The 24,943-nt window shown below is 65.4% G+C and carries 24 protein-coding genes; 18 read left to right on the top strand and 6 right to left on the bottom strand.

What is annotated here, in order from left to right; genetic code table 11:
- Positions 1 to 17: 17 nt before the first annotated feature.
- Together VJ673_RS16900 and VJ673_RS16895 are read right to left on the bottom strand one after the other, a co-directional pair.
- Complete coding sequence (locus VJ673_RS16900; RefSeq protein ID WP_324127320.1) at positions 18 to 1,016, bottom strand: quinoprotein relay system zinc metallohydrolase 1; 999 nt, start codon at positions 1,014 to 1,016, stop codon at positions 18 to 20.
- Positions 1,016 to 1,834: a quinoprotein dehydrogenase-associated SoxYZ-like carrier gene (locus VJ673_RS16895; protein WP_324127318.1), complete on the bottom strand. Its 819-nt coding sequence runs from the start codon at positions 1,832 to 1,834 to the stop codon at positions 1,016 to 1,018. The genes VJ673_RS16900 and VJ673_RS16895 overlap by 1 nt, the downstream gene beginning before the upstream one ends.
- Positions 1,835 to 2,162: 328 nt before the next feature.
- Between VJ673_RS16895 and VJ673_RS16890 the strand changes: the two genes are divergently transcribed.
- The 3 genes from VJ673_RS16890 to VJ673_RS16880 all read left to right on the top strand — a co-directional run bounded on the left by VJ673_RS16890 (position 2,163) and on the right by VJ673_RS16880 (position 6,043).
- Positions 2,163 to 3,953 carry a methanol/ethanol family PQQ-dependent dehydrogenase gene (locus tag VJ673_RS16890; RefSeq protein ID WP_324127317.1) on the top strand — a complete coding sequence of 597 codons (1,791 nt, stop codon included), beginning with the start codon at positions 2,163 to 2,165 and terminating at the stop codon, positions 3,951 to 3,953.
- A 128-nt stretch (positions 3,954 to 4,081) separates the two neighbouring features.
- Positions 4,082 to 4,942: a cache domain-containing protein gene (locus VJ673_RS16885; protein WP_324127316.1), complete on the top strand. Its 861-nt coding sequence runs from the start codon at positions 4,082 to 4,084 to the stop codon at positions 4,940 to 4,942.
- Positions 4,943 to 5,134: 192 nt separating this feature from the next.
- Positions 5,135 to 6,043, top strand: a complete 909-nt coding sequence (locus tag VJ673_RS16880) for a hypothetical protein (RefSeq protein ID WP_324127315.1) — start codon at positions 5,135 to 5,137, stop codon at positions 6,041 to 6,043.
- Between the two features lie 80 nt (positions 6,044 to 6,123).
- On the opposite strand, the gene VJ673_RS16875 is transcribed toward VJ673_RS16880, so the two are convergent.
- From VJ673_RS16875 to VJ673_RS16865, 3 genes are all read right to left on the bottom strand, one after another.
- Positions 6,124 to 6,426 carry a hypothetical protein gene (locus VJ673_RS16875; RefSeq protein WP_324127313.1) on the bottom strand — a complete coding sequence of 101 codons (303 nt, stop codon included), beginning with the start codon at positions 6,424 to 6,426 and terminating at the stop codon, positions 6,124 to 6,126.
- Positions 6,427 to 6,567: 141 nt separating this feature from the next.
- Entirely contained in the window at positions 6,568 to 9,099 is a 2,532-nt protein-coding gene (locus VJ673_RS16870) for a sensor domain-containing protein (protein WP_324127312.1), read from the bottom strand.
- A gap of 134 nt (positions 9,100 to 9,233) precedes the next feature.
- Positions 9,234 to 10,568: a DcaP family trimeric outer membrane transporter gene (locus tag VJ673_RS16865; protein WP_324127311.1), complete on the bottom strand. Its 1,335-nt coding sequence runs from the start codon at positions 10,566 to 10,568 to the stop codon at positions 9,234 to 9,236.
- A gap of 467 nt (positions 10,569 to 11,035) precedes the next feature.
- On the opposite strand from VJ673_RS16865, the gene VJ673_RS16860 reads away from it, so the two are divergent.
- From VJ673_RS16860 to VJ673_RS16820, 9 genes are all read left to right on the top strand, one after another.
- A complete protein-coding gene (locus VJ673_RS16860) occupies positions 11,036 to 11,827 on the top strand; it encodes an ABC transporter substrate-binding protein (RefSeq protein ID WP_324127310.1) in 792 nt (263 codons plus the stop codon).
- 108 nt (positions 11,828 to 11,935) lie between these two features.
- On the top strand, positions 11,936 to 12,628 hold the full coding sequence (locus tag VJ673_RS16855) for an ABC transporter permease (protein ID WP_324127309.1): 693 nt from the start codon (positions 11,936 to 11,938) through the stop codon (positions 12,626 to 12,628).
- Between the two features lie 16 nt (positions 12,629 to 12,644).
- Positions 12,645 to 13,379 (top strand): ABC transporter permease, encoded by a 735-nt coding sequence (locus VJ673_RS16850; RefSeq protein WP_324127308.1) that lies wholly within the window; start codon positions 12,645 to 12,647, stop codon positions 13,377 to 13,379.
- 77 nt (positions 13,380 to 13,456) lie between these two features.
- On the top strand, positions 13,457 to 14,251 hold the full coding sequence (locus VJ673_RS16845; protein ID WP_324127350.1) for an ABC transporter ATP-binding protein: 795 nt from the start codon (positions 13,457 to 13,459) through the stop codon (positions 14,249 to 14,251).
- A 44-nt stretch (positions 14,252 to 14,295) separates the two neighbouring features.
- Positions 14,296 to 15,387 (top strand): GlxA family transcriptional regulator, encoded by a 1,092-nt coding sequence (locus VJ673_RS16840; protein WP_324127307.1) that lies wholly within the window; start codon positions 14,296 to 14,298, stop codon positions 15,385 to 15,387.
- The gene (locus VJ673_RS16835) at positions 15,381 to 16,394 is read left to right on the top strand and encodes an arginine N-succinyltransferase (protein ID WP_324127306.1); all 1,014 of its coding nucleotides are present in this window, start codon (positions 15,381 to 15,383) and stop codon (positions 16,392 to 16,394) included. Before VJ673_RS16840 ends, VJ673_RS16835 begins: the two co-directional genes overlap by 7 nt.
- 16 nt (positions 16,395 to 16,410) lie before the next feature.
- A complete protein-coding gene (locus tag VJ673_RS16830) occupies positions 16,411 to 17,445 on the top strand; it encodes an arginine N-succinyltransferase (RefSeq protein ID WP_324127305.1) in 1,035 nt (344 codons plus the stop codon).
- A 133-nt stretch (positions 17,446 to 17,578) separates the two neighbouring features.
- Entirely contained in the window at positions 17,579 to 17,803 is a 225-nt protein-coding gene (locus VJ673_RS16825; RefSeq protein ID WP_324127304.1) for an AbrB/MazE/SpoVT family DNA-binding domain-containing protein, read from the top strand.
- 13 nt (positions 17,804 to 17,816) lie between these two features.
- A complete protein-coding gene (locus VJ673_RS16820; protein WP_324127303.1) occupies positions 17,817 to 18,203 on the top strand; it encodes a type II toxin-antitoxin system death-on-curing family toxin in 387 nt (128 codons plus the stop codon).
- A gap of 5 nt (positions 18,204 to 18,208) precedes the next feature.
- Here VJ673_RS16820 and VJ673_RS16815 read toward each other — a convergent pair whose 3' ends face one another.
- Positions 18,209 to 18,640, bottom strand: coding sequence for an Lrp/AsnC family transcriptional regulator (locus tag VJ673_RS16815; RefSeq protein WP_324127302.1), 432 nt, complete (start codon positions 18,638 to 18,640; stop codon positions 18,209 to 18,211).
- A gap of 167 nt (positions 18,641 to 18,807) precedes the next feature.
- Between VJ673_RS16815 and VJ673_RS16810 the strand changes: the two genes are divergently transcribed.
- The 6 genes from VJ673_RS16810 to kal are packed head-to-tail and all read left to right on the top strand — an operon-like array spanning position 18,808 to position 24,848.
- Complete coding sequence (locus VJ673_RS16810; RefSeq protein ID WP_324127301.1) at positions 18,808 to 19,989, top strand: KamA family radical SAM protein; 1,182 nt, start codon at positions 18,808 to 18,810, stop codon at positions 19,987 to 19,989.
- Positions 19,990 to 19,998: 9 nt separating this feature from the next.
- Complete coding sequence (kdd, locus tag VJ673_RS16805; RefSeq protein WP_324127300.1) at positions 19,999 to 21,036, top strand: L-erythro-3,5-diaminohexanoate dehydrogenase; 1,038 nt, start codon at positions 19,999 to 20,001, stop codon at positions 21,034 to 21,036.
- A complete protein-coding gene (gene kamB, locus VJ673_RS16800) occupies positions 21,029 to 22,102 on the top strand; it encodes a lysine 5,6-aminomutase reactivase subunit KamB (RefSeq protein ID WP_324127299.1) in 1,074 nt (357 codons plus the stop codon). The genes kdd and kamB overlap by 8 nt, the downstream gene beginning before the upstream one ends.
- The gene (gene kamD / locus VJ673_RS16795) at positions 22,099 to 23,646 is read left to right on the top strand and encodes a lysine 5,6-aminomutase subunit alpha (RefSeq protein WP_324127298.1); all 1,548 of its coding nucleotides are present in this window, start codon (positions 22,099 to 22,101) and stop codon (positions 23,644 to 23,646) included. Before kamB ends, kamD begins: the two co-directional genes overlap by 4 nt.
- Position 23,647: 1 nt before the next feature.
- Positions 23,648 to 24,436, top strand: a complete 789-nt coding sequence (kamE, locus tag VJ673_RS16790) for a lysine 5,6-aminomutase subunit beta (RefSeq protein WP_324127297.1) — start codon at positions 23,648 to 23,650, stop codon at positions 24,434 to 24,436.
- 10 nt (positions 24,437 to 24,446) lie between these two features.
- Entirely contained in the window at positions 24,447 to 24,848 is a 402-nt protein-coding gene (gene kal, locus VJ673_RS16785; RefSeq protein WP_324127296.1) for a 3-aminobutyryl-CoA ammonia lyase, read from the top strand.
- Positions 24,849 to 24,943: the final 95 nt, after the last annotated feature.

The following is a 24,943-nucleotide window of genomic DNA, read 5'->3' as shown; positions in this document are numbered from 1 at the left end:
GGCTCCCCGTGAGTGATTCATCGTAGTCCAGGCGCGGACAACGCGGCCTGCTCTGCATGCGGGAACAGATGGATCACGCTGCGGCGGTATTCGGTCTGCACCAGCGCGAGCGTGCGGAATTCAGGTGCGATCGGCTGCGCGAGCATCTCGGTCATGTCCAGCCCGGCCTCGGCGCCGTCGCGCATCGTGCGGGCCAGCCACTGGAGCCACGCGCGGGTCTGACGGATCGCGCTCGTGTCGCTGGCGATCGCGCCATGGCCAGGTACCCAGCGCTGCGCGGGCAGGGTCTCCAGGCGGTCGAGCGCCGCGAGCCACGTCGGGATGTCGGCGTGTGGCGTGGTCGGGGTGCGGCCGTTGAAGAGTAGGTCGCCTGCGAAGATCGTGCCGGTCGCGTGATCGATCACGACGAGGTCGCCGGCGGTGTGGCCGGCGAGCGCGAGGAATTCGAGGTCGCGGCCGGCGACGAGGCGGCGACCGGGTTCGAGCTTCCGCGTCGGCACCACCCGTTCAGTGCCCTGCATCCAGTCGCCGGCCATCCGGTACAGGTTCTCGTTGAATGCCTCGCCGTCGGTCTCGATGCCCTGGCGCGTTTGCGGCAGCGCGGCGAGGGTTTCGGCCGGGAAGGCCTGGTTACCGAGGAAGTGGTCGGGGTGGTGATGGGTGTTGAGGGCAAGTACGACGGGCTTTGTTGTGACACGACGGATCGCCGCGAGCATTTGTTCGCCGTAGCGGCGGGAACTGCCGGTATCGATGACGACGACGCCTTCCGGGCCGACGATGAAGCCGGTGTTGAGGATGTTGCCGCCGTTCTCGACGGTGAAGTCCTCGTTGCGGCCGATGAAGACGAACACGCCGGGGGCGATCTCGCGCGGCGAGAGGTGGTAGTCGAACGCTGCCTCGCTGCCGCGAGCTTCGGTCGGTGCTGCGAGGTCGGCGGCGCCGATCGGCGTCGGCGCGCTCAGCGACAACGCGAACGCGAGGAGTGTGGCAAGCGTGGTGCTGGCGGCGCGGCGCATCACGGCGTCACCCACGCGTCGATGAGGTTGCCGTTGTTGTCGCGGCCGGACGTGTGAATGCGCCCGCTGCTGCCGCTGCGGGCGGGCAGGTCGACCGTGAACAGCGGGTTCTCGGCGACTGGTTCGTAAGGCTGGATGCGCATCAGCTCCGCGCCGGCCTCGTCGGCAAGACGCAGCTCTTCGATGTGAAAGACCGGAACGCCCGGCGCGAGGCCGGTATCCATCGGGTGGATGATACGCAGACGCAGGCGTGAGCCCCCGTCGATGCGCGGAAAGATGCGCGCGCTGACTTCATTCAGGCGCTCCTGCCATTCGGCCGAGCCCGAACCCGTCGAAGGGGCGGTGCAGCCGCCGCCGGTCGCAGTCACCCACAGGCCGCCGACGTGCCACACGCCGTCCGCGGTCCGTGCCGCGGCGCGCACCGGGGAAGACTGTTGCAGCTTGAGCCGCAGGCCGAGCGAGGGCTTCGCGGCGGTCGGGAAGAAGCGCAGCACGCCGAGGATGGGATTGAAGTCGGCGAAGACGAGCACTTCCTGCACGTTGGGGAGGCCGCTCGCATCGACGCTGATCGGCACATTCAGGGAGTCTTCGGCGATATCGGGGCCGCTCACGCGCACGCGGGCATCGAACACGACGGGCTGGCCGGCGAAGAATAGCTTCTGCATGTCGCCCCAGCGCGGCGATCTCAGCGGATCGGCAGATGTGGCGTCCGCGGAAGCTTCGGACGGAATCGCGGGAGAAGCCGCGTACGCAGCCCGCATCGGCGACACGACGCCGAGGCACAGCAAGGCCACTGTCATCAGGATTGCACTGCGCATCTCATCTCCTCCGCAAGGATGGTCATTGCCTTCCTCGTCGTTTGTTACTACATACAGCAAAGGGTGTGCCATTCGGTAACACGCGGCCTGTGCAGGCGATCTGCTCTGCAGTTGCTCAAAAACGGAACAACTGCTGTCAATCAGAGCAGTGACACCTTGCGCAGGACGCTGGTCGGGACACCTGAGTTCCGTGTTACAGCCTGAATCAATGGCGGTTCAGGCTCCACGAGGAGGTGGCACGGGCTTTGCGAACGGGTCGTCCGAAGCCTTCGCCGATTGGGGCGGCGGATTCGGAAGAAACGTGACGAGAAAATAAAGGAGGATGTAAATGGAGAAGACCCGCAAGAGCCGCCTGCCAGGCGCTTTGAGCGTACTGGCCCTGGCGCTCGCGACCGTCGGCACCGTGCAGGCTCGCGAAGTAACCGACAATGACATTCTGAAGGACGGCACCGGCATCACCAGCCAGGTGGTCACCTACGGTCTCGGCACCAAGGGACAGCGCTACAGCCCCTTGGCCAAGGTCAATACCTCCACCGTCAAGAACCTGGTCCCCGTGTGGTCGTTCTCGTTCGGCGGCGAGAAGCAGCGCGGCCAGCAGTCGCAACCGATCGTGTTCGACGGCAAGATGTACGTCACCGCCTCCTACAGCCGCATCTTCGCGCTCGACATGAAGACCGGCGAGAAGCTGTGGAAGTACGAGCACCGCCTGCCTGAAGGCATCATGCCCTGCTGTGACGTGATCAACCGCGGCGCGGCCATCTACGGCAACCTCGTGATCTTCGGCACCCTCGATGCGCAACTCGTCGCGCTCGACAAGGACACCGGCAAGGTCGTCTGGAAGGAGAAGATCGAAGACTACAAGGGCGGCTACTCCTTCACCGCCGCGCCCCAGATCGTCAAGGGCATGGTGATCACCGGCGTGTCCGGCGGCGAATTCGGTATCGTCGGCAAGGTCGAAGCGCGCGACGCCAAGACCGGCAAGCTCGTCTGGAGCCGTCCGACCGTCGAAGGCAACATGGGCTACAAGTACGACAAGGACGGCAACCAGGTCGAGAACGGCGTCTCCGGCACGACCAATGCCACCTGGCCGGGCGACCTGTGGAAGTCGGGCGGCGCGGCCCCCTGGCTGTCTGCCTACTACGATCCCGAAGTCAACCTGATCTTCATCGGCACCGGCAACCCGGCACCGTGGAACAGCTGGCTGCGCCCGGGTGACAACCTGTACTCGTCCTCGACCATCGCGATCGACCCGGACACCGGCAAGATCGTGTGGCACTACCAGACCACGCCGCACGACGGCTGGGACTTCGACGGCGTGAACGAGTTCGTGTCCTTCGACTACAAGGATCCGAAGACCGGCAAGATGGTCAAGGCTGGCGGCAAGGCCGACCGGAACGGCTTCTTCTTCGTGAACGACCGGACCAACGGCAAGCTGCTCAACGCCTTCCCGTTCGTCAACCGTCACGACTGGGCCGATCACATCGACATCGCGACGGGCCGTCCGGTCTATAACGACAGCAAGCGTCCGCCCAACCCCTTCACCGAAGGCGGCGAAGGCAAGAAGGGCGAGTCGGTCTTTGCTGCGCCTTCCTTCCTCGGCGGCAAGAACCAGATGCCGATGGCCTACAGCCCGAAGACCGGCCTCTTCTATGTGCCGGCCAACGAATGGGGCATGGACATCTGGAACGAGCCGGTGTCGTACAAGCGCGGCGCGGCCTACCTCGGTGCGGGCTTCACGATCAAGCCTCTGAACGACGACTACATCGGCGCGCTGCGCGCGGTCGACCCGGTCAGCGGCAAGATCGTGTGGGAAGTGAAGAACAACGCTCCGCTGTGGGGGGGCGTGCTGGCCACGGGCGGCGACCTCGTGTTCTACGGTACGCCGGAAGGCTACCTGAAGGCGATCAACTCGAAGACGGGCGCCGAGCTGTGGAAGTTCCAGACCGGCTCCGGCATTATTGCGCCGCCGATCACCTGGGAAGACAATGGCGAGCAATATGTCGCCGTCGTGTCCGGCTGGGGCGGTGCGGTGCCGCTGTGGGGCGGCGACGTCGCCAAGCGCGTGAACATGCTCGAGCAGGGCGGTTCCGTGTGGGTGTTCAAGCTGCACAAGGGCTGATGGCGTCAGGGGACGGTGAAAGCCGTCCCGTTGCAAGCCACCCCGGTTCGCCGGGGTGGTCTTCTGAGCCCGAGCCTGGCCGCGGTTTCAGACGACCATCCCGAATCCTTTTTGTGAGGATCAGCCAAGTGAAAAAGAATCTCCTCAAGCCGATCGTTGCCGCCGCGGTGCTCGGCGTCGCGGCGCACTCGGCGCTCGCCGCCGATCGCGGCACGCCGCGCGAAGCGCGCGAGCTGCTCGACCAGGCGGTCAAGTACATGGACGCGAACGCGAACGCGCCCGAGAAGGCCTTCACGGCCTTCAACGACCGCAAGGGTCGTTTCGTGCGCAAGGACCTGTACGTCTTCGTGATCGACGACAAGGGCGTCTATCACGCGAGCGGCGCGGCGCCCGAAGCGCTGGTCGGCCTGAGCGTGCTCAACACGACGGACGCCGCCGGCAATCCGCTCTTCCGCGAGATGATCGACGGCACCCGCAGCGCGCCGGAAGCGACCGTGCGCTACATGTGGCTGAACCGCATGACCAACAAGGTCGAGCCCAAGGTCACCTACGTGCATAAGAGCGGCGACTACATCCTCGGCGTCGGCTACTCCGCTCCGCGCGCGACGGCTGACGACGCCCGCAGCATGCTCAAGCGCGCCGTCGATACCGTCACCGCCGACGGGCCCGCCAAGGCCGCCACCGCCTTCAACAACCGGCAGGGACCCTTCGTGAAGGACGACCTGTATGTGTTCATGGTGAACATGGACAGCGGCAAGTTCGAGGCGATGGGGATGAACCCGGCCCTTTCCGATACCGATGCGCGCGGCCTGCATGATGCGGAAGGGCACGCGCTTGTCGCCGAAATGATCGACAAGCTGAAGACAGCCGACGACGCGACCGTGGATTACGTCTGGCGCAACCCGGTGACGAACCGCGTCGAGAAGAAGCGCTCCTACGTGCATCGCGTCGGCAATTCGCTGGTCGGCGTGGGGCATTACGTCGAGTAAGCGGGCACGCGGCATGTGGTGAGACGTGCCGTGATCGTCTGGACGCGTACAGGGGCGTCGGTGCCGCGAGGTGCCGGCGCCCCTGTGCTTTTTCGGCTCGACAAACCATGTCAAAAGTCGTTAATTCGGCTTGCGCTTGCCGCGCCCTTTACTAGACTCCGAAAAGTGTGCGTGGCGCGGGAGGCCGGCGAGGTGTTCAGTCTGTACCGATCGATGCGCCCTGTTTTCCACCTCGCACTGCTCCTTGCTGCAGGCTTCCTGACCGGACTTCCGCCCGCCACTGCGGCCGCCGAAGCGCCTGCCGTCGATATCCGTGTCGAAGGCGATGGCTGGGGCACGGCCAGCCGCGAGGAGATCGAGGGCCTGCTGTACTCGGTGGCGGAGCAGTTGCTCAATTCTTCCGCCGCAAGCCTGAACCGTCCGATCGTCGTCACGCACGAGTCGGGCAGTCCCGTGACCTTGTTCAAGAAGGGCGGCAGCGGCGAATACCGCGTGCAGCTCTCGGCCACCAATCGCGGCTGGGCGCAGTACGCCTACCAGTTCGGCCACGAGTTCTGCCACATCATGTCGAACTACGATGTGCGCGGGGATGATCCGGCGCGGCGCGAGAACCAGTGGTTCGAAGAGGCGCTGTGCGAGGCAGCGGGCGTGCATGCGCTGCGCAGCATGGCCGAGCGCTGGGAGGTTGAGGCGCCGTTCCCCTCATGGGAAGCCTACGCGCCGCGACTGCGCAGCTACGCCGACCGCCTGGTGTCCGAGCCCCATCGCCAGCTTCCGCCAGGCGTCTCGCCGCAGGGTTGGCTGCAGACGCAGCTGCCGGTGATGTCGCACAACCCCTATCTACGCGACGACAACGAGGTGGTCGCGAACCTGCTGCTGCCCTTGTTCGAGCAGTCGCGCGACAACTGGAGCGCACTGCGCTACCTGAACCTGGCGCCTGCCGGCGCCGGCACGGATCTCGCGGAATACGTCCGACAGTGGCGGCGCAGCGCGCCCGCCGAACACCGCCTCTTCATCGACAGCGTCGCGCAGCTGCTCGGTGTGCCGGCCGAGACCGGGGTCGGCGTCGCGGCTCGCGTGCCTTCCTCCTCCGCCTTCTGATTCCCCGCAATCCGGGTCGTCAACGAAGAAGGGACTCCATCCGGGATGGAGCCCCTTCCGATGCTGCGCGAGTCCGAGTTTCAGTGGAAACCGGCCGAGTCGCGGTCTTGCATGGCGTTGCGGAGCCGGATTTCATACCCCAGGTGCTGCACATAGCGATCCATGTCGCGGTCGCCGACAGAGCTGGCGCGCGGGCCTTCCTCGCTCGCAAAGCCGGGACGGCCGAATACACCGGAGTCTTCCTTCGCCTTCATGCCCTCGTCGATGGCCTTGGTCTGCTGGTCGAAGGATCCGTCGCTGACCGTAGCAGCCGAAAGGGTCGAAGGCAGGGCCATGACGAGCGCCGCGAGAACGCTCACGGAAACGAGTCTGAAGTCCATCATGCCTCCCACTTTCCGTACATTGCTCCCTGAAAAGACTTGTCCCCCCAAGGTTCTACGCCGCGGGTGTGTGATTCGACTATAGGTGATGATTGGGGAATTTTCCGCAGTGATCGCGCAAGACCGACTCGACGGCCGGGGAGGCTAGCCGACGCGCAAGAGTTCGGAAAGACGGCCGCCGACCTCCACTGCGCGCTGAATTTCTGCCCTCGGGGCTCGCGCGCCGATCGTCAGCCGGTCGGCCGACACGGGACGACCGAAGAAATAGCCCTGTCCCTCGTGACAGCCATGCTGGCGGAGCAGCGACATCTGCTCGGCCGTCTCGACCCCCTCGGCGATGACCCGCAGATTCAGTGCGTGGCCGATCTGGATCACGGCACGCGCGATCGCCTGATCTTCCGTGTTCGTGCACAGGTCGGTGACGAAGGAGCGGTCGATCTTCAGGCGGTGGATCGCGAATTTCTTCAGGTAGGCGAGACTCGAGTAGCCGGTCCCGAAGTCGTCGATGGAAAGCGAATAGCCGGCACGTTTCAGGGCATCGAGGACTTCGCAGACGGCATGTGCGTCTTCCATCAGCGTCGATTCGGTGAGCTCGATCTCGATCATCGAGGGCGGCACGCCGGTGTCGCGCTGCACGCCAGCCAGCGTCGCGAGCAGGTCGCTGCGATAGATCTGCAGGCCCGAGACGTTGATGCTCAGCTGTATCGGCGTCCCCGCGTCGAGCCAGCGGCGGGCCTGCCGGAAGGCCTGCTGGATCACCCATTCGCCGATCGGCAGGATCAGGCCGCTTTCCTCGGCCACCGGGATGAATCGGTCCGGCCCGACGGCGTCCCCTTCGCGCGGGTTCCAGCGTAGCAGCGCTTCGGCGCCGAACACCCGTCCGTCGCGCAGATTGACCTGGGGCTGGAAGACCAGTGCGAACTCGTCGCCATCGATCGCTTGGCGCAGCCGGGCGTGCAGCGAGAGCCGTTCCGACGCCTGCACGTTCATCTGCTCGTCAAAGTGGCTGAAGGTGCCGCGCCCCGATTCCTTGACGTGGTACATCGCGGTGTCGGCGCGTTGCAGCAGGGTGTCGAAGTCCTGACCGTCGCCGGGGAACACGGCCACCCCGATCGAGAACGAGGTGCTCAGAAGCTGCCCGCCGAGGTTGATCGGCGCCTGCATGCAGCGGTCGATCTTCCCGGCGACCTTGGCGATGTCTTCGGCGCGTTCGACGTTTTCGAGCAGGATCACGAATTCATCGCCGCCGAGCCGCGCGATCATGTCGGTGCCGTACACCGCGAGACGCAGGCGTTCGGCGACTGCGATCAGCATCGCGTCCCCGACCGGATGGCCGAGGGAGTCGTTGACGCGCTTGAAGTGGTCGAGGTCGAGGAAGAGGAGCGCCAGCTTGCGGCGCGTGCGGTGCGCATGTTCGGCGGCCTGTTCGAAGCGCTCGCGCAGCAGCATGCGGTTCGGCAGGCCGGTGAGCACGTCGTGGCGGGCGAGGAATTGCGCGCGCTCCTCGGCGTGCTTGCGCAAGGTCACGTCCGAGAACGCAGCGACGTAGTGGGTGAGGTGCCCGCACTCATCGCGCACCACCGAGATCGACAGCCATTTCGGGTAGACCTCGCCGTTCTTGCGGCGGTCCCAGATCTCGCCTTCCCAGTGGTCCGTCGACAGCAGCGTGTCCCACATCTCGTGATAAAAGGCGGGGTCGTGCCGGCCCGAACAAAGCATCGACGGTGTCTGTCCGATCGCTTCGGCTGCCTCGAAGCCGGCGATGCGGGTGAAGGCGCGATTGACGCTGACGATGCGGTTGTCCCGGTCGCAGATCATCAGCGCTTCGGAGCTGTTGTCGAAGACGGTGCTTGCGAGTTCGAGCTGGCGTTGCTGGCGCTTTTGCGCGGAGATGTCCGAGTAGGCCCAGATCGATCCGCCGTGCGGCTCAGTGGGGTCGATGGGGCGGCCGACGCGATAGCACCACACCGGCCGGCCGTCGCGCCGGCGCAGTTCGGCTTCCTCTTCGCTGAAACCCCGTGCTTCGAGCTGGTGGTAGAGGCGGACGCCGTGGTCCCGCCAGATTTCGGCGGAGGGGTAGAGCATCAGTGTGCGCTGGCCAGCAAGTTCCTCGGGCCTGTCGTAGCCGAAGATCTCGGCCATGCGCTGGTTGCATTTCAGGATCTGGCGGCCGCGGATGTAGGCGATGCCGACGTGCGCGTTGTCGAAGATGACGCGATGTTCGTCGAGCACATCCTTGAGTTGGCGTTCGGCTTCCTTGCGCTCGGTGATGTCCTGCAATGTTTCAATTGCGCCGATGATTTCGCCGCGCTCGTTGCGAATCGGAGCAGCAGTGAAGTACAGCCAGGTGCCGCCGTCGCCGAGGTGGGGGAAGAAGTCTTCCGCCTCGTAGCTGCCGGGGATGATCTTCGAAGGGCGGAACTTCGCCGGGTAGTAGGTCGAGATCAGCTCGTCGATCGACCCGCTCGCGACGAGGTCTGCCATCACGGGGCGGCGCTCGGGGTAGAACGGCCGCCATTGGTCCTGGGTGCCGACCATTTGGACCGCCGAACAGCCGAGCACGACTTCGCACGCGCGATTCCAGTAACGGACGCGGTGTTCGCTGTCGATGACGAAGGTCGGGACGGGCGAGCCGTCCACCAGTTCACCTACGCTTGCTTCGAGGAATGTAGCCATGTGTTGCGCGCAGGGTGCCTGGTCGAGGGGTCTATCGGACGAAGGTTATATTTGTAATCCTTTTAGTTTAAGCAAAAGTTGCACCGGCCGGGGTGGGGCAAATTCCCCATTCCGGCCACTTTCCGTGAAGAATTTCAGAAAGAGTAGTGCATCGAGGTCTGCAGGCGGCGGAAAGTGCCGGTCTCGCCGGTGTTCAGCTCGCGCTCGCCCCAGGCGTATTCGAGGCCCAGCTCGGCGTTCTGCGTGAAGGCCCAGAAGACGTTGGCGAAGGCGTGGGTGAGCGTCTCGTTCGCCGACGGGCCGTAGGCGGCGAGGTACTTCGAGTCGACGTCGAGATGGGTGCGGCCCCACGACAGGTTCGTACGCACCTTCTCCGTCCAGGCGCGAGCCCAGCCAACGGTGACGGCGCGGGCCATGCTCAGGCGGATCTTGTCGCCGTCGAAGACTTCCCAGTTGTAGTTCGCCGACGGCAGGTAGCGGGCGATGCCGTTGCCGGCGGTGTAGAGGCCGAGCAGCGAATCCTGGTCGGTGATCTTGAACGCGCCGCCGACGCTCACGCCGTAGGCGTTGCGGCCGTCGGTCGTACCGGCGTTGTCGTCGTAGGAGTAGCGCGTCATCAGCGCGTTGGCGCCGACGCTGCCGAAGTCGCCGGTCTTGTTCCAGCCGACCACGAGGTCCGGCCGCTTGTCGAGGTTCGGGGTGTTGAGCGGCTTCTCGCCGTTGATCATCGTCGCGGCGTTTTCGATGGCGACCGACACGGTGCCGAGCGCATCGAAATTCTCCGACAGGCGCACCATCGGCTGGCGCGCGAGCTGGGCGCTGCCATGGCCGTTGAAGTCGGCGGTCTCGGGCGTCGCGTCGAGGTTCATGAAGGTCGACCAGGTCTGGCCGACGAGCAGCGTGCCCCAGTCGGCTTCGAGCTCGCCGTAGGCATGGCGCAGGCGCGGGTTGTAGCCGTTGGTGTAGCCGCTCTTGTAGGTGGTGTCGCCGTATTCGTAGAAGTCGAATTCGAGCTTGGTGCGCAGCGCCCCGAGGTCGGTCGGCGTCGAGGTCTTGGCGCCGAAGCGGGTGACGCGGGCGCTGAGGTTGAACTTGCCCTTGCGGGTGTCGGAGTTGAGGCCGGACGGATCGTCCTTGATCGCGATCGTCCCCGGTTCGAAGGCCCAGTCGCCGGTGCGGGCGCCGAAGTCCTTGTAGCCGTCGACGTGGATGAAGCCATAGAGGCCGACCGAGGTTTCCGAGCCCGGCAGCTTGAAGGTGCCTTCTTCGTCGCCTTTCGTAACGAGGTTGAAGGTCTTGGGCACCGCGCCGACGTTGGCGTCGATGGTCTTGATCTGGGCTTCGAGCGCTTCGAGGTGCGCCCTCAGTTCGGCGATCTGCGCCCGCAGCGCGGCTTCATCCGCGTGGGCGGCGTTCGACATCAGTCCGGCAGCCATGAGCGCGGCGCACAGGGTTCCCACTTTTCGCATTGATCTTCTCCTCGCGTAGGTCTTGTTTTGCATTTGGCGGCTTCCCCGATGGGGTAGCGGGGGCGGATGCTAAGCGCTTTGGCACGAGGAGTTGGCGGGCGGCAGGCGAACTGCCGCTTTTCTGAAAGGGGATGCCTCTTTTGTGATAGTTGCGGTGCAGCAGAGCCGGATTTCTTGCAGCTTTGCGACATTTGCTATCAGGTTTCGACCGTCTTCATGTCGGAGGCGTGCCGCCAAGGGCTTCCGAGACTAGGATTCGACCCGCACGCGTAAAGGGTCTTGGCGGATTTCCGTCATTTTTTTGTGGCAGCGGTGCATTGCAGCAAACCGCACGGCGCACCATTGAGGTGCGTTGCCTTTTTTGCCACCATTCGCCCCGCTTCCCGCTGTCTTGGTATCCAGGCAGCCCGTCAAACCATCGGCCCAGCCGTCGCGAAGAAGCCGCGAAACAAAGTGAGGAGTACTGGATGAAAAAATACGCACTGCTGTGCGCCGCCGTCGCCCTGACCGCGGGCAGCGCCGTCGCCAAGGATTGGGACGAGATCCGTATGGCTTCCGAAGGGGCCTACCCCCCGTTCAACGTCACCGCCGCCGACGGCTCCATGCGCGGTTTCGACATCGACATCGGCAACGCGCTGTGCGAGGAAATGAAGGCCAAGTGCTCCTGGGTCAAGCAGGACTGGGACGGCATGATTCCGGCGCTGGTCTCGCGCAAGTTCGACGCGATCATCGCGTCGATGTCGATCACCGACGAGCGCAAGGCGAAGGTCGACTTTACGAACAAGTACTACGCGTCGCCGCTCGCGCTGATCGCGAAGAAGGGCTCGCCGCTGCGTCCCGACCTCACGTCGCTCAAGGGCAAGAAGATCGGCGTGCAGCGCGGCACCGTCGCCGACAACTTCGCGACGAAGTTCTGGGAAGGCAAGGGCCCGGAGATCATCCGCTACGCGAAGCAGGACGAGGCCTACCTTGATCTGAACTCGGGCCGCATGGACGCGGCCTTCGCCGACTTCCTCGAAGCCTACGGCGGTTTCCTCACGAAACCTGAGGGCGCCGGTTACGACGTCGCGGGCGAGCGCGTGTTCGGCAACACGGCGGAAGAGAAGGGCGTCGTCGGCGAGGGCATCGGCATCGCAGTGCGCAAGAAGGACAAGGATCTGACCGAGAAGCTCAACAAGGCGCTCGTCGCGATCCGCGCCAACGGCAAGTACGAAGAGGTCCGCAAGAAGTACTTCCCGATGGACATCTACGGGAACTGATCCCCGCCATACGTCGCGCCGGATAGCGAAAGCATCCGGCGCTTCCCTTTTCTGCGTGAGCGGATCCGGCTTTTCCCCTGCGTATCCGCGTCCCGGAGTCAATGCGCAATGAATGCCTTGATCGAATATTCTCCCAGCCTGTTCGCCGGTGCCTGCGTCACGCTGCAGGTCGCCCTGCTGTCGTTGGCGCTGGCAGTGGCGACCGGGCTGCTCGGCGCGGCGTGCAAGCTGTCGCCTTACCTCCCGCTGCGGCTATGGACGATGCTCTACACGACGGTCGTGCGCGGCGTGCCCGACCTTGTGATGATGCTGCTGGTGTTCTACGGCGGCCAGTTGTTGCTCAACGCGGTGCTCGACTACTTCGAGTGGGATTTCATCGAGATCGACCCCTTCGTCGCCGGCGTCATGACGATCGGTTTCGTGTTCGGCGCCTACTTTACCGAGACCTTCCGCGGCGCCTTCCTCTCGGTGTCCGCGGGCCAGCTCGAAGCGGGGCGGGCCTACGGCATGAGCGGCTGGCAGGTCTTCCGCCGCATCCTCTTCCCGCAGATGCTGCGCTTCGCACTGCCAGGCATCGGCAATAACTGGCTGGTGTTGCTGAAGAGCACGGCGATCGTGTCGATGATCGGCCTCTCGGACATGACGCGCGTCGCCGACCAGGCCGGGCGCTCGACGCACCAGCCCTTCACCTTCTATCTGGCGGTGTGCGTGCTGTATCTGGCGATGACCGCGATCTCGGGCTACTTCCTCGGCCGCCTGACGACGCGCTACAACGTCGGCGTGCGCGAATCCCACGTCTGACCGGAGCACCTCGAACATGGACCTATTCGATACTTCGGTCATCACCGGCAATCTGCCGGAATTCTGGCGCGGGCTGTGGATGACGCTCCAGCTCACCGCGGTCGCGCTGCTGGTCGGCTTCGCCGGGGCGATTCCGCTCGCCGTCGCGCGCGTCTCGAAGAACCCGGCCGTGCGCTTGCCGGTTTCGGCCTACACCTACTTCTTCCGCGGCACGCCGATGCTGGTGCAACTGCTGCTGATCTACTACGGAGCGGCGCAATGGGAGTGGATGCGCGCGGCGTGGGAGGAGGGTCAGCCCTTCTGGCTGCTGTTCCGCGAGCCGTACTTCTGTGCGCTGTTCGCCTTCGGGCTCAACACATGTGCCTACACCGTGGAGATCGTCGCAGGCAGCATGCGCAACACGCCGCACGGCGAGATCGAGGCTGCCAAGGCGATGGGGATGAGCCGCTTCAAGGCGCTGCAGCGCATCGTGCTGCCGTCGGCGCTGCGGCGGATGATTCCGTCCTACAGCAACGAGGTGATCCTGATGCTGCAGGGCTCGGCGATCGCGAGCGCGGTGACCCTCGTCGACCTCACCGGCGCCGCGCGCAACGTCTATTCGCGGCACTTCGCGCCCTTCGAATCCTTCATCTTCGTCGGTCTGATCTACCTCGTGCTGACCTTCATGCTGGTCGGACTGTTCAAGCTCGCCGAGCGGCGGTGGCTCGCCCACCTCGCCCCGCGCAAGGCTCTCAAGACCAAGGAGGCATAATGAACCAGAACGCCATCACACAACGGGTCGGTTTCGGCGACCTGCAAGCACCGCGCGCCGACCAGCAAGGACGCACCATGAACCAGAGCGCGATCGCCGGACAAGTCCGCGAACAGGTCCGTGTCGAGGACCTGCACAAATCCTACGGCGATCACGAAGTCCTGAAGGGCGTGTCGCTCACCGCGAACTCGGGCGACGTGATCAGCATCATCGGCTCCTCGGGCTCGGGCAAGAGCACCTGGCTGCGCTGCATCAACTTCCTCGAAAATCCGACCTCGGGACGTATTACCGTCGGCGGCAAGGAGATCGAGCTCGTGCGCAACCGCAAGGGCGAGCTTGTCGTCGCCGACCCGAAGCAGCTGCAACAGATCCGTACGCGGCTGTCGATGGTGTTCCAGCACTTCAACCTGTGGAGCCACATGACGGTGCTGGAGAACGTCATCGAGGCGCCGGCGCATGTGCTGGGCATCCCGAAAGCGGAGGCGCTGGAGCGCGCCGAGCGCTACCTGGAGCGCGTCGGCGTGTGGAAATTCCGCGACAGCTATCCGGCTCACATGTCCGGCGGTCAGCAGCAGCGTGTCGCGATTGCGCGGGCCCTGGCGATGGAGCCGGGAGTGCTGCTCTTCGACGAGCCGACCTCGGCGCTCGACCCGGAGCTCGTCGGCGAAGTGCTGAAGGTGATGCGCTCGCTGGCCGAGGAGGGGCGCACGATGCTCGTCGTGACGCACGAGATGGGCTTTGCGCGCGAGGTGTCGAACCACGTGATCTTCGTGCATCAGGGCCGTGTCGAGGAGCAGGGCAATCCGCGCGAAGTGCTGGTGAAGCCGCAGAGCGAGCGGCTGCAGCAGTTCCTGTCCGGCAACCTGAAGTAAGACTCGCGCGGCAGCGCGTGAGGGAATAGGATCGGCGGCAGACCATGCGCTGGGAGAAACCTGTGGAGCACGACTGGCGGGCGCCGTCGGCGCGCGGTCTCGTCTCGCCGGATGACGGCGGGCGACCCGTGGTCGTCGTCGTGCTGCTCGTCCCGCCGGTGTCCCTCAGTACGTTGGGTACCATCGTCGATCCCTTCGCCGAGGCTAATCGCCTGGGCGGCCGGCGCTTCTATGACCTGCGGCTGGTGTCGGTCGACGGCGCACCCGTGTCGCTCTCGGGCGGCGGGCGCATCGCCGTCGAGGGCGCCTTGCCGCTGGTCCTGCATTGTCACGCGCTCTTCGTCGCGTCCGATTTCCACGTTCCCGGCGCCGAGGAGGAGAGCATCCTCGCGCAGCTCGCGCGCATCGCGCGCTCCGGTGCGGCCTTCTGCGGCAATCGCGGCGGCACCGGCTGGCTCGCGCAGGCGGGCCTGCTGGAGGACCGGCGCGTCGCGGTGCACTGGGAGGAGATGGCCTTCTATCGCGAACGCCATCCGGCGCTCGTGCATTGCGCGAGCCTGTACGAGATCGACCGCGAGCGCCTGACCGCGTCGAGCAATCAGGCGATGATGGACATGATCCTGTACCTCGTCGCGCAGCAGATCGCGCCGAGCCTCGCCGACGACATCGCCCGCCAGTTCGGCCTCGACCGCATCCGGCCCGGCCACGAGAAGCAGGCGGTGCCGGCGACGAGCCGGATTTCGCAGCATCCGCCGAAACTGAACGAGGCGCTGCTCGTGATGGAGGCGAACCTCGAGGAGCCTCTGACTTCGGACGAGATCGCCGATTGCGTCGGCATTTCGCGACGGCAGCTCGAACGGCTCTTCAAGCAGAACCTCGACATCCTGCCGTCGAAGTACTATCAGGTGCTGCGCCTGGAGCGGGCACGGCAATTGATCGTTCGCACCCAGCAGTCGATCGTGCAGATCGGGCTGTCCTGCGGTTTTTCGTCGGGCTCGCACTTCGCGACCGCCTACCGCGCGCACTTCGGCGTCACGCCGCGCGAAGACCGCGCGCGAGCAACGCTCTCCAACAACATTTCCGGACACGGCGCGACAGTCGTGCCGCCCATCCCCCCCACGGAGCCCTCATGCTGACGATTCGACCCGCTCAGTATTCGGACCTCGAAGCGCTCGCCGGCATTGCCGCGCGTGTGCCGCCGCTCGACGTGGCGCTGCCGAACGACAGCCGCGAGCTCGAAAAGCTCGTCGAGCGCAGCGAGGACGCCTTCGCCGCCGAGGTCGAATTCCCCGGCGAGGAGCAGTACCTGCTGGTCGCCTGCGATGCCGGTGGCGCGCCCATCGGGGCGATGCGGATCGTCGCCGCCGCAGGTCACCCCGGCGCGGACTACTCCTTCCGCAACGAGACGATCATCCACGCCTCGCCCGAGCTGGGCGTCAATCACCGCATCTACGCGCTGACGCTGAGCCATGACCTCTCGGGCTTCACGCTGCTGCGCCCGCCGCTCGTGTTGCCCGGCGCGCAACGCAGCCTCGTCGAGCGCACGCTGCTGCAGGCGGCCTTGTGCTTCATCGCGGAGAACCCGGCGCGCTTTGCCGAGGACGTGATCGCGCCACTGCCGGGCATTGTCGATGAGCAGGGCGAGTCGCCGTTCTGGACCGCGGTCGGCAGCAAGTTCTTCGGCGTGTCCTACCGGGAAGCGGAACGCCACGCGCTGGGCAAGGATCGCAGCTTCATGGCGGAGCTGATGCCGCATCACCCGATTTACGTGCCGCTGCTGCCGGAAGTCGCGCAGAACGCGCTCGGCCAGACGCGCGACGATCTCATGTCGACCTACGCTTTGCTGGTCGACGAGGGCTTCGAGGCCGAACGCTACGTCGACGTCTTCGACGGGGGGCCGACCTTTTGCGTCAAGCGCGACCTCGCGCGTTCGGTGCGCGACAGCCAGCTGCTGCGGCTCGTCACCGACGCCGTGCCGGGACGCAGCGAAGCCGCCGCTCTGCTCGCGAACGGCGAGACGAGCCGCTTCCGTGCCGTGCTGGCGTCGGTCCGGCGCGTCGACGGCATCGTCGCGACGACCCCGGAGGTCGCGGGCCGGCTCGAACTGAACGACGATGACGAGGTGCGCTGTGTCCTTGCCTGATTCTCCGCGGTTGCCCGTGCGCGACAAAGCTGACAAAGAGTTCGTGGTCCGCCTCGCGACGATGGACGACGCCGAGGCTTTCACCGCCCTGGTGGTCGACGCCAACGGCACGCTCGAACGGCACCCCGAATCGGTCGATGCGAGCCGCGCGACGATCGCGGTGACGCGGCGCAGCCTCGCGGGCGAAGCGACCGATGCCGAGCGCAGCTACCTGCTGCTCCTCGAAGAAGTGGCGAGCGGGGAAGTCGTCGGCTGCATCGCGCTCACCTGCAACATCGGCCTCGACCAGCCCTTCTACGACTATCGCCTGGGCAAGATGGTCCATTCGAGCCGGCGGCTGAAGTCCTACCGCTGCCTCGACGTGCTCTACCTGTGCAACGACCTCACCGGCTGCAGCGAAATACACAGCCTGTATGTACGGCGCGATGCACGGCGCATGGGCGCGGCGGCGCAGCTCGTGCGTGCGGCGCAGCTCTTCGTCGCGTCGCGCCCCGCGGAGTTCGCCCCGCGCATCATCGGGGAGCTGCGCGGCGTGCAGGACGGGCAGGGCACTTCACCCTTCTGGCAGGCGGTCGGCCGCCACTTCTTCAAGGTCGACCAGCGGGGCGCGGAACGCCTCGTCGCCAAGGGCCACAAGGCCTTCATCGCGGAGCTGATGCCCAAGTACCCGGTGTACCTGAGCCTGTTGCCCGAAGCGGCCCAGTGCGTGGTGGGCGGCGTGCACGAGAGCGGGCACGCGCTCGCCGCGCTCCTGGAGAACGACGGCTTCCACTTCGAGAATCACGTCGACATCTTCGACGCGGGCCGCGTGATGGAGGCGCATACCACAAAGCTGAACGGCGTTGCCAACAGCCTGCGACTCACGGCCGCCGAGGCATCACTGGGCTCGGGGGCGGGGCAGTGGTGGATCGCCGCGGGCGAGGGCGCCGACTTCCGCGCGACGCTCGCCAGCGGGATGCGGGAAGCCCACCGTCTGCTGTTGCCGGCCGGGATACTCCAACGCGTTCGCGCAGCGGGGGGCACGGTGCTGCGCGCCTTGTGCGCCGGGTGACATGATCTCGGCCTTCCTGCTGTCCTTCGCTGCGATCTTCTTCATAGGGGAAGGAGCTGTGGCGCTCAGGAGCCGCCCGGAAGGTCGTTTGGGTCTATTATTACGGTTGTTATAACCGTTCGAAGGCCGCGCCATGCATGCGCTCAAACTCACGCAGATCGGCAATTCCGTAGGGCTCGTCCTCCCGAAGGAGATTCTTGCGCGCCTGAAGCTGGAAAAGGGCGACACGGTTTTCGTCACCGAGAGCCCCGACGGCTACACGATCACGCCCTACGATCCCACGCTCGCCGAGCAACTCGACGCAGGCCGCGAGTTCATGCGTGAGTTCCGCGACACCTTCCACGAGCTGGCGAAGTGAGCGCGGGCGCGCGATGACTCGCTGGCGCTGGATCGACAAGCGCGCGCTCATCCTGCTCCACGACGAAAGTCTCGCCGAGCATGGGGGCGCGTCCGGCATGCGTGACGAGGGACTGCTCGATTCGGCCTTGGCGCGGCCGCTCAATCTGGTCGCCTATGGCGAGGCCGACTTCGCCACTCTCGCAGCGGCGTATGGCTTCGGCGTTGCGAAGAACCATCCCTTCGTCGATGGCAACAAGCGCGCGGCTTTTCTCTGCGTCGGTCTGTTCCTGTATCTGAACGGCTATTGCTTGCGTGCGACGCAGGCCGAGGCAACGGCAGCGATGCTCGCGGTCGCAGCAGGCGAAATCGACGAGGCCGCCTTCGCCGAATGGCTGAGGCGCCACGCTGCCAGCCGCTGAACGCCTCAGCCCGGCCGATCCAGCTTCGTCGACAGCAGGATCGTCGAAAACGTATCCACCACCCCCTTGATCGCACGGATGCGGTCGATCACCGCATCCAGCTCGTGCGTCGTCTCCGTCTCCAGCATGCCGCACAGGTCGTAGCGGCCGCTGATCGAGTAAAGCTTCTGGATCTCGTGGCGCTTCTTCAGCGCACGCACGACCTCAGGCTCGTTCTTCGACTCGATCGAGATCAGCACCATCGCGCAGATCGAGCGCGAGGATTGCGGCTTCGACACGCTGACCGTGTAGCCGCTGATCGTTCCGTTGTCTTCCAGCGCCTTCAGGCGCAACTGCACCGTGCTGCGCGCGCAGCCCAGCGCCTGCGCGAGCTTCACGACGGGCAGGCGGGCATTCACTTTGAGTAGATCGATCAGCTGGTGGTCGAGTTCGTCCATGGGTTTTCTTCGTTTGAGTCATTCTGCTTGAACGTCGGTCATTTTGACTGATTTGTCCGCATATTCAAAGTCAGTTTGCTCGTTCAGGCCGGCGCGGCGGCTGCCTAGAATTTCCCTTGTAAGGCCCGTGGGGCCAGCCATTCCGACGAACAAAGAGGGACAAGAAAATGCTACAAAAAGTCGTGATTTCTCCGCGCCAGCTGCTCAGCCGTGCCGAACTCGAAGCCTACGACCCGGCTTCCGAACCCTGGCAGAAGCAGTTTGCCCGCCGCTACTCGCATCACTCCCAGCTGAAGGACATCCTCGACAACATGGAGGATGTGAACGAGACCGTTTACGAGAAGTTCGCCGTCTCGGTCACGCCCTATATGGCGAAGCTGATGGATCCGCACGATCCGAACTGTCCGATCCGCCTGCAGTATCTGCCGTCGCGCCATGAGGAGCAGAAGGCCGGCTTTGAGACGATGCTCGACGAGCTGGGCGAGGAGGGCGACACCATCCCCGGCACCAGCGTCGTGCATCGCTACCCGCGCCGCGTGCTCTTCCTGGTGTCGAACACCTGCTCGACGCTGTGCCGCTTCTGCACCCGCAAACGCATGGTGTCGCAGCCGACCGGCTCGGTACATAAGGAAGAAATCGAGCGCTCGATCGACTACATCGCGAGCAACAAGGACATCGACGACGTGCTGCTCTCGGGCGGTGATCCACTGACCTTCGACGACGAGCGCCTCGACTACATCCTCGGCGCGATCCGCGAACGTGCGCCCCACGTGCGCTTCCTGCGCATCGGCTCGCGCATGGTCGTGCAACTGCCGACTCGCGTGACGCCGGAGCTCTGCGCGATCCTCGAAAAGCATCGCGTGCAGATGGTGAACATCCACATCAACCATCCGAAGGAGATCACGCCGCTGCTGCGTGAGCGCGTCAAACTGATCCAGAAGGCCGGCATCATGATGGGCCTGCAGACGGTGTGCCTGAAGGGCGTCAACGACGACGTCGACGTGCTGCGCGAACTCTTCATGCAGGCGATCGAGATGGGCGTACGGCCGTACTACGTGTACTCGACCGACATGGTCGAGGGCGGGCACCATTTCATTGTTCCCTATCACCGGATGCTTGAGCTGTACGAAGGCATCCGCGGCTGGATCAGCGGCCCGGCAGTGCCGACCTTCGTCGTCGATGGGCTGGGTGGCCTCGGCAAGCTGCCGATCATCCCGACCTACGTGACCGAGGAAATCCGCCGCGACGGCCAGGGCACGACGATCAAGTGCCGCAACTACAAGGGCGACACCGTCGAGATGCCGGGCTTGGGCCTCGACTTCCGCGTCCCGTCGCAAAGCCGCGCATAAGGAGGGGCCATGAAGCATGGTTCCCCCTACGGCACGCACCGCGTCGTCGAGCCGCAAGGCGTGCTGCCGCAAGGCGCGTGGAAGATCGACAACACGATGGAGATTTGCGACAACGAGATTCTGATTGATGTCGCGGCGCTCAACATCGACGCCGCGAGCTTCACGCAGATCAAGGCCGAGGCCGAAGGCGACCTCGGCCGCATCTCCGCGATCGTGCGCGACATCGTTGGTCAGCGCGGCAAGATGCACAACCCGGTCACAGGCTCGGGCGGCATGTTGATCGGGCGCGTCGCGGCGATCGGGTCCAAGCTCGTCGGTAAGATCGACCTGAAGGTCGGTGACAAGATCGCGACGCTGGTGTCGTTGTCGCTGACGCCGCTGCGCACCGACGTCGTTCGCGCGGTCCACGCCGACAAGGACCAGATCGAGATCGACGGCCAGGCGATCCTGTTCGAGACGGGCTTGTACGCGAAGCTGCCGGACGACATCCCGGAGAAGGTCGCGCTCGCGATCCTCGATGTGGCCGGTGCGCCGGCGCAGACTGCACGGCTCGTGCGTCCGGGCGACACCGTGGTGGTTGTCGGCGGCGGCGGCAAGTCCGGCACGCTCTGCACGTACGAGGCAAAGAAGCGCGCGGGGCCGACCGGCCGCGTGATCGGGGTGTCGCCCTTCGAGAAGGACTGCCGGCGCATGAGCGAGCTCGGCTGGGTCGATCACGCGCTGCGGGCGGATGCGACGGACGCGGTGGCGATGATGGAGGCCGTCTCCGAGCTCACCGACGGGCGCATGGCGGACGTCGTCATCAACTGCGTGAACATCCCGAACACCGAGATGGGCAGCATCCTCGCGACGCGCGAGGGCGGGAAGATTTATTTCTTCTCGATGGCGACGAGCTTCACCGCCGCCGCGCTCGGCGCCGAAGGCGTCGGCAAGGACGTCGAGATGATCGTCGGCAACGGCTACGCGAAGGACCACGCGGTGTTCGCACTCGAATTGCTGCGCGAGAGCCCGGCGCTGCGGCATCTCTTCGAGACGCTCTATGTCTGAGGCCGCCGCCATGTCCGGGAGCGCGCTGTGGCGCGAAATCCGCGCGGCCGGCATGACGACGCTGGCGGTGATGGGGATGACGAAGAGCACCGGCAAGACGGTGTGCCTGAATCATCTTCTCGCGCAGGCGCACGCTCAGGGAGTGAGCGTCGGCATCACGTCGATCGGACGCGACGGCGAGGACCGCGATCAGGTGTTTTCGATCCCGAAGCCGCCGGTGCTCGTGTGGCCCGGCAGCCTCGTCGCGACCGCGCGCGACACGCTATTGCGCGCGAAGGTCCGCTGGAAGCAGATCGGCACGACCGGCATCGACAGCCCGATGGGCGAGATCCTGATCGTGCGCGCGCTCGACCACGGCGAGATGGAAATCGCCGGCGCATCGCGCAGCTCCGACCAGCAGAAGGTCATCGCGATCCTGAAGGGCTGCGGCTGCGCGCTGGTGCTGCTTGACGGCGCGCTCGGCCGCAGCCATCACGCCTCGCCCGCGATCGCGGACGGGGTGGTGCTTGCGACGGGGGCGGCGATCGGCGGCGGCATCGCCGACGTGATCCGCAAGACGCGCGACCGGCTTGTGATTCTCGGCATCCCGCCCGCGGACGAGGTGCTAACCGCGCGTTGCACGAGCGTCTTTGCACACGGTGGCGTCGGCGTGTGGAACCGCGCGGGCGACGCCGTGTTCGACGCGCGCATCCCGACGCTCAACGCCGCGCCGACGCTGCTCGGCCTGCATGATCCGGCGACGATCGCCGTCAGCGGCGCCGTCGGCCGCGCGCTCTGGCACGCGCTGAAGACGCTCGCCGCGCGCCATCCGGGCCTGACGGTCATCGTCGCCGATGGCACCAAGCTTTTCGTCGATGCCAACGACGTCGCGGCCTTTACCGCAATGGGCGCGCGCCTCGCCGCCTTCCGAGCCATCCGCATCGCCGGCATCACCCTCAACCCGTTTTCGCCGCTCGGCGGCAGCTTCGACGCCGGGGACTTCCTCGACGCGGCACGCCGGGCCTTCCCCGATCACGTCGTCGCCGACGTGATGCGAGAGGAACATACCGAAGGAGTTCTTGAATGACCCGACTCAATCTCGACCAGAGCCAGATCGACCGCGCACGCGAATCGGCGCGCCGCATCGCGCATCGCGTGTTCGACGAGATGAGCCAGTACACGACGACCACTGTCGAGCGCGCAACGCTGCGCCTGATGGGCGTCGATGGCGTGGACGACAATCAGATTCCGCTGCCGAACCGCCTCGTGAGCCATCTACAGGAGCAGGGGCTGCTGCAGCATGGCGCCGCCGCGATCATTGCGGGCGCGATGGCCGAGCACAAGCTCACCGCGCAGCAGGTCGCCGAAGCCGTCGCGGCCGGCAAACTCGTGCTCGCCGCCCCGAAACACGACAAGGCCGCGCGCCAATCCGCTGAAGCGATCGCCGCGAAGATGTGCGATCACATCGCCACTCAGCGCACCGTTCGCGCGCAGCAGATCGACAAGGTCGGCGAAGCACGCACGCCCTGGCTCTACCTGATCGTCGCGACCGGCAACATCTTTGAAGACATCGTGCAGGCCCGCGCCGCGGCGGAGCAAGGCGCCGACATCGTCGCGGTAATCCGCTCGACCGGCCAGAGCCTGCTCGACTACGTGCCTTACGGCGCGACCACCGAAGGCTTCGGCGGCACCTACGCGACGCAGGAGAACTTCCGCCTGATGCGCGCCGCGCTCGACGAGGTCGGCGCGAAGATCGGCCGCTACATCCGCCTGACGAACTACTGCTCCGGCCTGTGCATGCCCGAGATCGCGGCGATGGGGGCGATGGAGCGTCTCGACATGATGCTCAACGACTCGATGTACGGAATTATCTTCCGCGACATCAACATGAAGCGCACCTTCATCGACCAGTTCTTCTCGCGCATGGTCAACGCCTACGCCGGCATCATCATCAACACCGGCGAGGACAACTACCTGACGACCGCCGACGCGTTCGACGCCGCGCATACCGTCCTCGCGTCCCAGCTCATCAACGAGCAGTTCGCCTACATTTCGGGCCTGAAGCCGAACCAGATGGGCCTGGGTCACGCGTTCGAGATCAACCCGGACCTGGAAAACGGCTTCCTGTGGGAAGTCGCCCACGCCCAGCTCGTGCGCCAGGTCTTCCCCGAGGCCTGCCTGAAGTACATGCCGCCGACGAAGCACATGACGGGGAACATCTTCCGCGGCCACATCCAGGACGCGTTGTTCAACGTCGTCAGCACGCTGACCGGGCAGAACATCCACCTCCTCGGGATGATGACCGAGGCGATCCACACGCCCTTCATCCAGGACCGCTTCCTCGCGATCCAGAACGCGAAGTACGTGTTCGGCACGATGCGCGATCTCCACGACGAGGTCGAATTCAAGGCCGGTGGACGCATCGAGCGCCGCGCGCAGGAAGTGCTCGCCGAGACCGTCGGCATCCTCGCGGAGATCGAGAAGATTGGTCTGCCGGCGGCGATCGGCCGCGGCACCTTCGCCGACATCTCGCGCACGATGGAGGGCGGCAAGGGCCTCGACGGCGTCGTCGCGAAGGCCGCCGACTACTACAACCCGTTCCCGGACCTGATGCTGGCGGGAGCGAACTGACATGAGCGCCGACATGAGCAAACACCTCACCGCGCACACCACTGAGGCGGTCGCTGAAAACTGGGTCAAGCCCTACGGCGACACGATGAACGACGGCCGCGTGCAGCTTTCCTTCACGCTGCCGGTCGCCCTCGACGAGAACGCCAAGGAAGCCGCGCGGCAGCTCGCGCTGGAGATGGGGCTCGACGAACCCGCTGTCGTCCACGCGGAGGACATGAGGCAGGGTTTCTCGTTCTACGTGCTGTACGGGCAGTGCAAGCACCGCGTCGACCTCTCGCGCATCAAGGTCGCGAAGCCCGAGTTCGAGACGCTCGACAAGGACGCGATCAACGCGCTGATCGCCGAGAAGATGGGCCGCAAGATGGTCTTCCTCGGCGCGTGCATCGAGACCGACGCGCACACCGTCGGCATCGACGCGATCATGAACATGAAGGGCTACAACGGCCACAAGGGGCTGGAGAGCTATCACGAGGTCCGTGCGATCAACATGGGCGCGCAGGTCGATTCCGAGGAACTCGTCGCCCGCGCGATCGAGGAGCAGGCCGATGTGATCCTCGTGTCGCAAGTTGTCACGCAGAAGAACATCCACCTCGACAACCTGACGCGTCTATCGGATCTCCTCGAAGCCGAAGGCATCCGCGACCGCGTGATCCTCGTCGTCGGCGGCCCGCGCATCTCGCATGAGCTCGCGAAGGAGCTCGGCTACGACGCGGGTTTCGGGACGAAGTCCTATGCGGAGGACGTCGCGTCCTTCGCGATCAACGAATGGATCAAGCGCCACAGGGCGTAAGGGAGACAACATGAACAAGGAAATCACCAGCATGATCCGCCTGCGCATCAGCGCCCACGACGCCCACTACGCCGGCGACCTCGTCGACGGCGCCAAGATGCTGCAACTCTTCGGCGACGTCGCGACCGAACTCCTGATCCGCAGCGACGGCGACGAGGGCCTTTTCGTCGCCTACGACAAGGTCGAATTCCTCGCGCCCGTGCGCTCGGGGGACTTCATCGAGGCCACCGGTCGCATCGTCGCCATGGGCAAGACCTCGCGCAAGATGGAGTTCGAGGCGCGGAAGGTCATCGTGCCGGCCGGCGTCAAAGGCCAGCCTTCCGCTTGCGACGTGCTGCCGGAGCCGATCATCGTCTGCCGCGCATCCGGCACCTGCGTCGTGCCGGCCGAGTGCCAGCGCAACGTGAGCTGAAGGATGAACCGCCAACCCGAGTGATGCGCTCGCCCTGAACCCGCCGAAGGGCATGCGGGCAGCTGTGACGCTCCGTTCATGAACAAAGCGGTACG

Source organism: Aromatoleum sp., assembly GCF_035254505.1.
Lineage (GTDB): Bacteria > Pseudomonadota > Gammaproteobacteria > Burkholderiales > Rhodocyclaceae > Aromatoleum.
The sequence above is the reverse complement of the archived record's forward strand: the minus strand, read 5'-3'. Positions and strand labels throughout refer to the sequence as shown.

Coding starts and splice junctions, on each gene's coding strand:
- VJ673_RS16895 (WP_324127318.1), bottom strand. CDS start 1,834: ATGCGCAGTGCAATCCTGATGACAGTGGCCTTGCTGTGCCTCGGCGTC.
- kdd (WP_324127300.1), top strand. CDS start 19,999: ATGAAGCATGGTTCCCCCTACGGCACGCACCGCGTCGTCGAGCCGCAA.
- kamB (WP_324127299.1), top strand. CDS start 21,029: ATGTCTGAGGCCGCCGCCATGTCCGGGAGCGCGCTGTGGCGCGAAATC.
- VJ673_RS16810 (WP_324127301.1), top strand. CDS start 18,808: ATGCTACAAAAAGTCGTGATTTCTCCGCGCCAGCTGCTCAGCCGTGCC.
- VJ673_RS16820 (WP_324127303.1), top strand. CDS start 17,817: ATGACTCGCTGGCGCTGGATCGACAAGCGCGCGCTCATCCTGCTCCAC.
- kamD (WP_324127298.1), top strand. CDS start 22,099: ATGACCCGACTCAATCTCGACCAGAGCCAGATCGACCGCGCACGCGAA.
- VJ673_RS16860 (WP_324127310.1), top strand. CDS start 11,036: ATGAAAAAATACGCACTGCTGTGCGCCGCCGTCGCCCTGACCGCGGGC.
- VJ673_RS16840 (WP_324127307.1), top strand. CDS start 14,296: ATGCGCTGGGAGAAACCTGTGGAGCACGACTGGCGGGCGCCGTCGGCG.
- VJ673_RS16875 (WP_324127313.1), bottom strand. CDS start 6,426: ATGATGGACTTCAGACTCGTTTCCGTGAGCGTTCTCGCGGCGCTCGTC.
- VJ673_RS16835 (WP_324127306.1), top strand. CDS start 15,381: ATGCTGACGATTCGACCCGCTCAGTATTCGGACCTCGAAGCGCTCGCC.
- VJ673_RS16850 (WP_324127308.1), top strand. CDS start 12,645: ATGGACCTATTCGATACTTCGGTCATCACCGGCAATCTGCCGGAATTC.
- VJ673_RS16815 (WP_324127302.1), bottom strand. CDS start 18,640: ATGGACGAACTCGACCACCAGCTGATCGATCTACTCAAAGTGAATGCC.
- VJ673_RS16865 (WP_324127311.1), bottom strand. CDS start 10,568: ATGCGAAAAGTGGGAACCCTGTGCGCCGCGCTCATGGCTGCCGGACTG.
- kamE (WP_324127297.1), top strand. CDS start 23,648: ATGAGCGCCGACATGAGCAAACACCTCACCGCGCACACCACTGAGGCG.
- VJ673_RS16890 (WP_324127317.1), top strand. CDS start 2,163: ATGGAGAAGACCCGCAAGAGCCGCCTGCCAGGCGCTTTGAGCGTACTG.
- kal (WP_324127296.1), top strand. CDS start 24,447: ATGAACAAGGAAATCACCAGCATGATCCGCCTGCGCATCAGCGCCCAC.
- VJ673_RS16845 (WP_324127350.1), top strand. CDS start 13,457: ATGAACCAGAGCGCGATCGCCGGACAAGTCCGCGAACAGGTCCGTGTC.
- VJ673_RS16855 (WP_324127309.1), top strand. CDS start 11,936: ATGAATGCCTTGATCGAATATTCTCCCAGCCTGTTCGCCGGTGCCTGC.
- VJ673_RS16870 (WP_324127312.1), bottom strand. CDS start 9,099: ATGGCTACATTCCTCGAAGCAAGCGTAGGTGAACTGGTGGACGGCTCG.
- VJ673_RS16900 (WP_324127320.1), bottom strand. CDS start 1,016: ATGCGCCGCGCCGCCAGCACCACGCTTGCCACACTCCTCGCGTTCGCG.
- VJ673_RS16825 (WP_324127304.1), top strand. CDS start 17,579: ATGCATGCGCTCAAACTCACGCAGATCGGCAATTCCGTAGGGCTCGTC.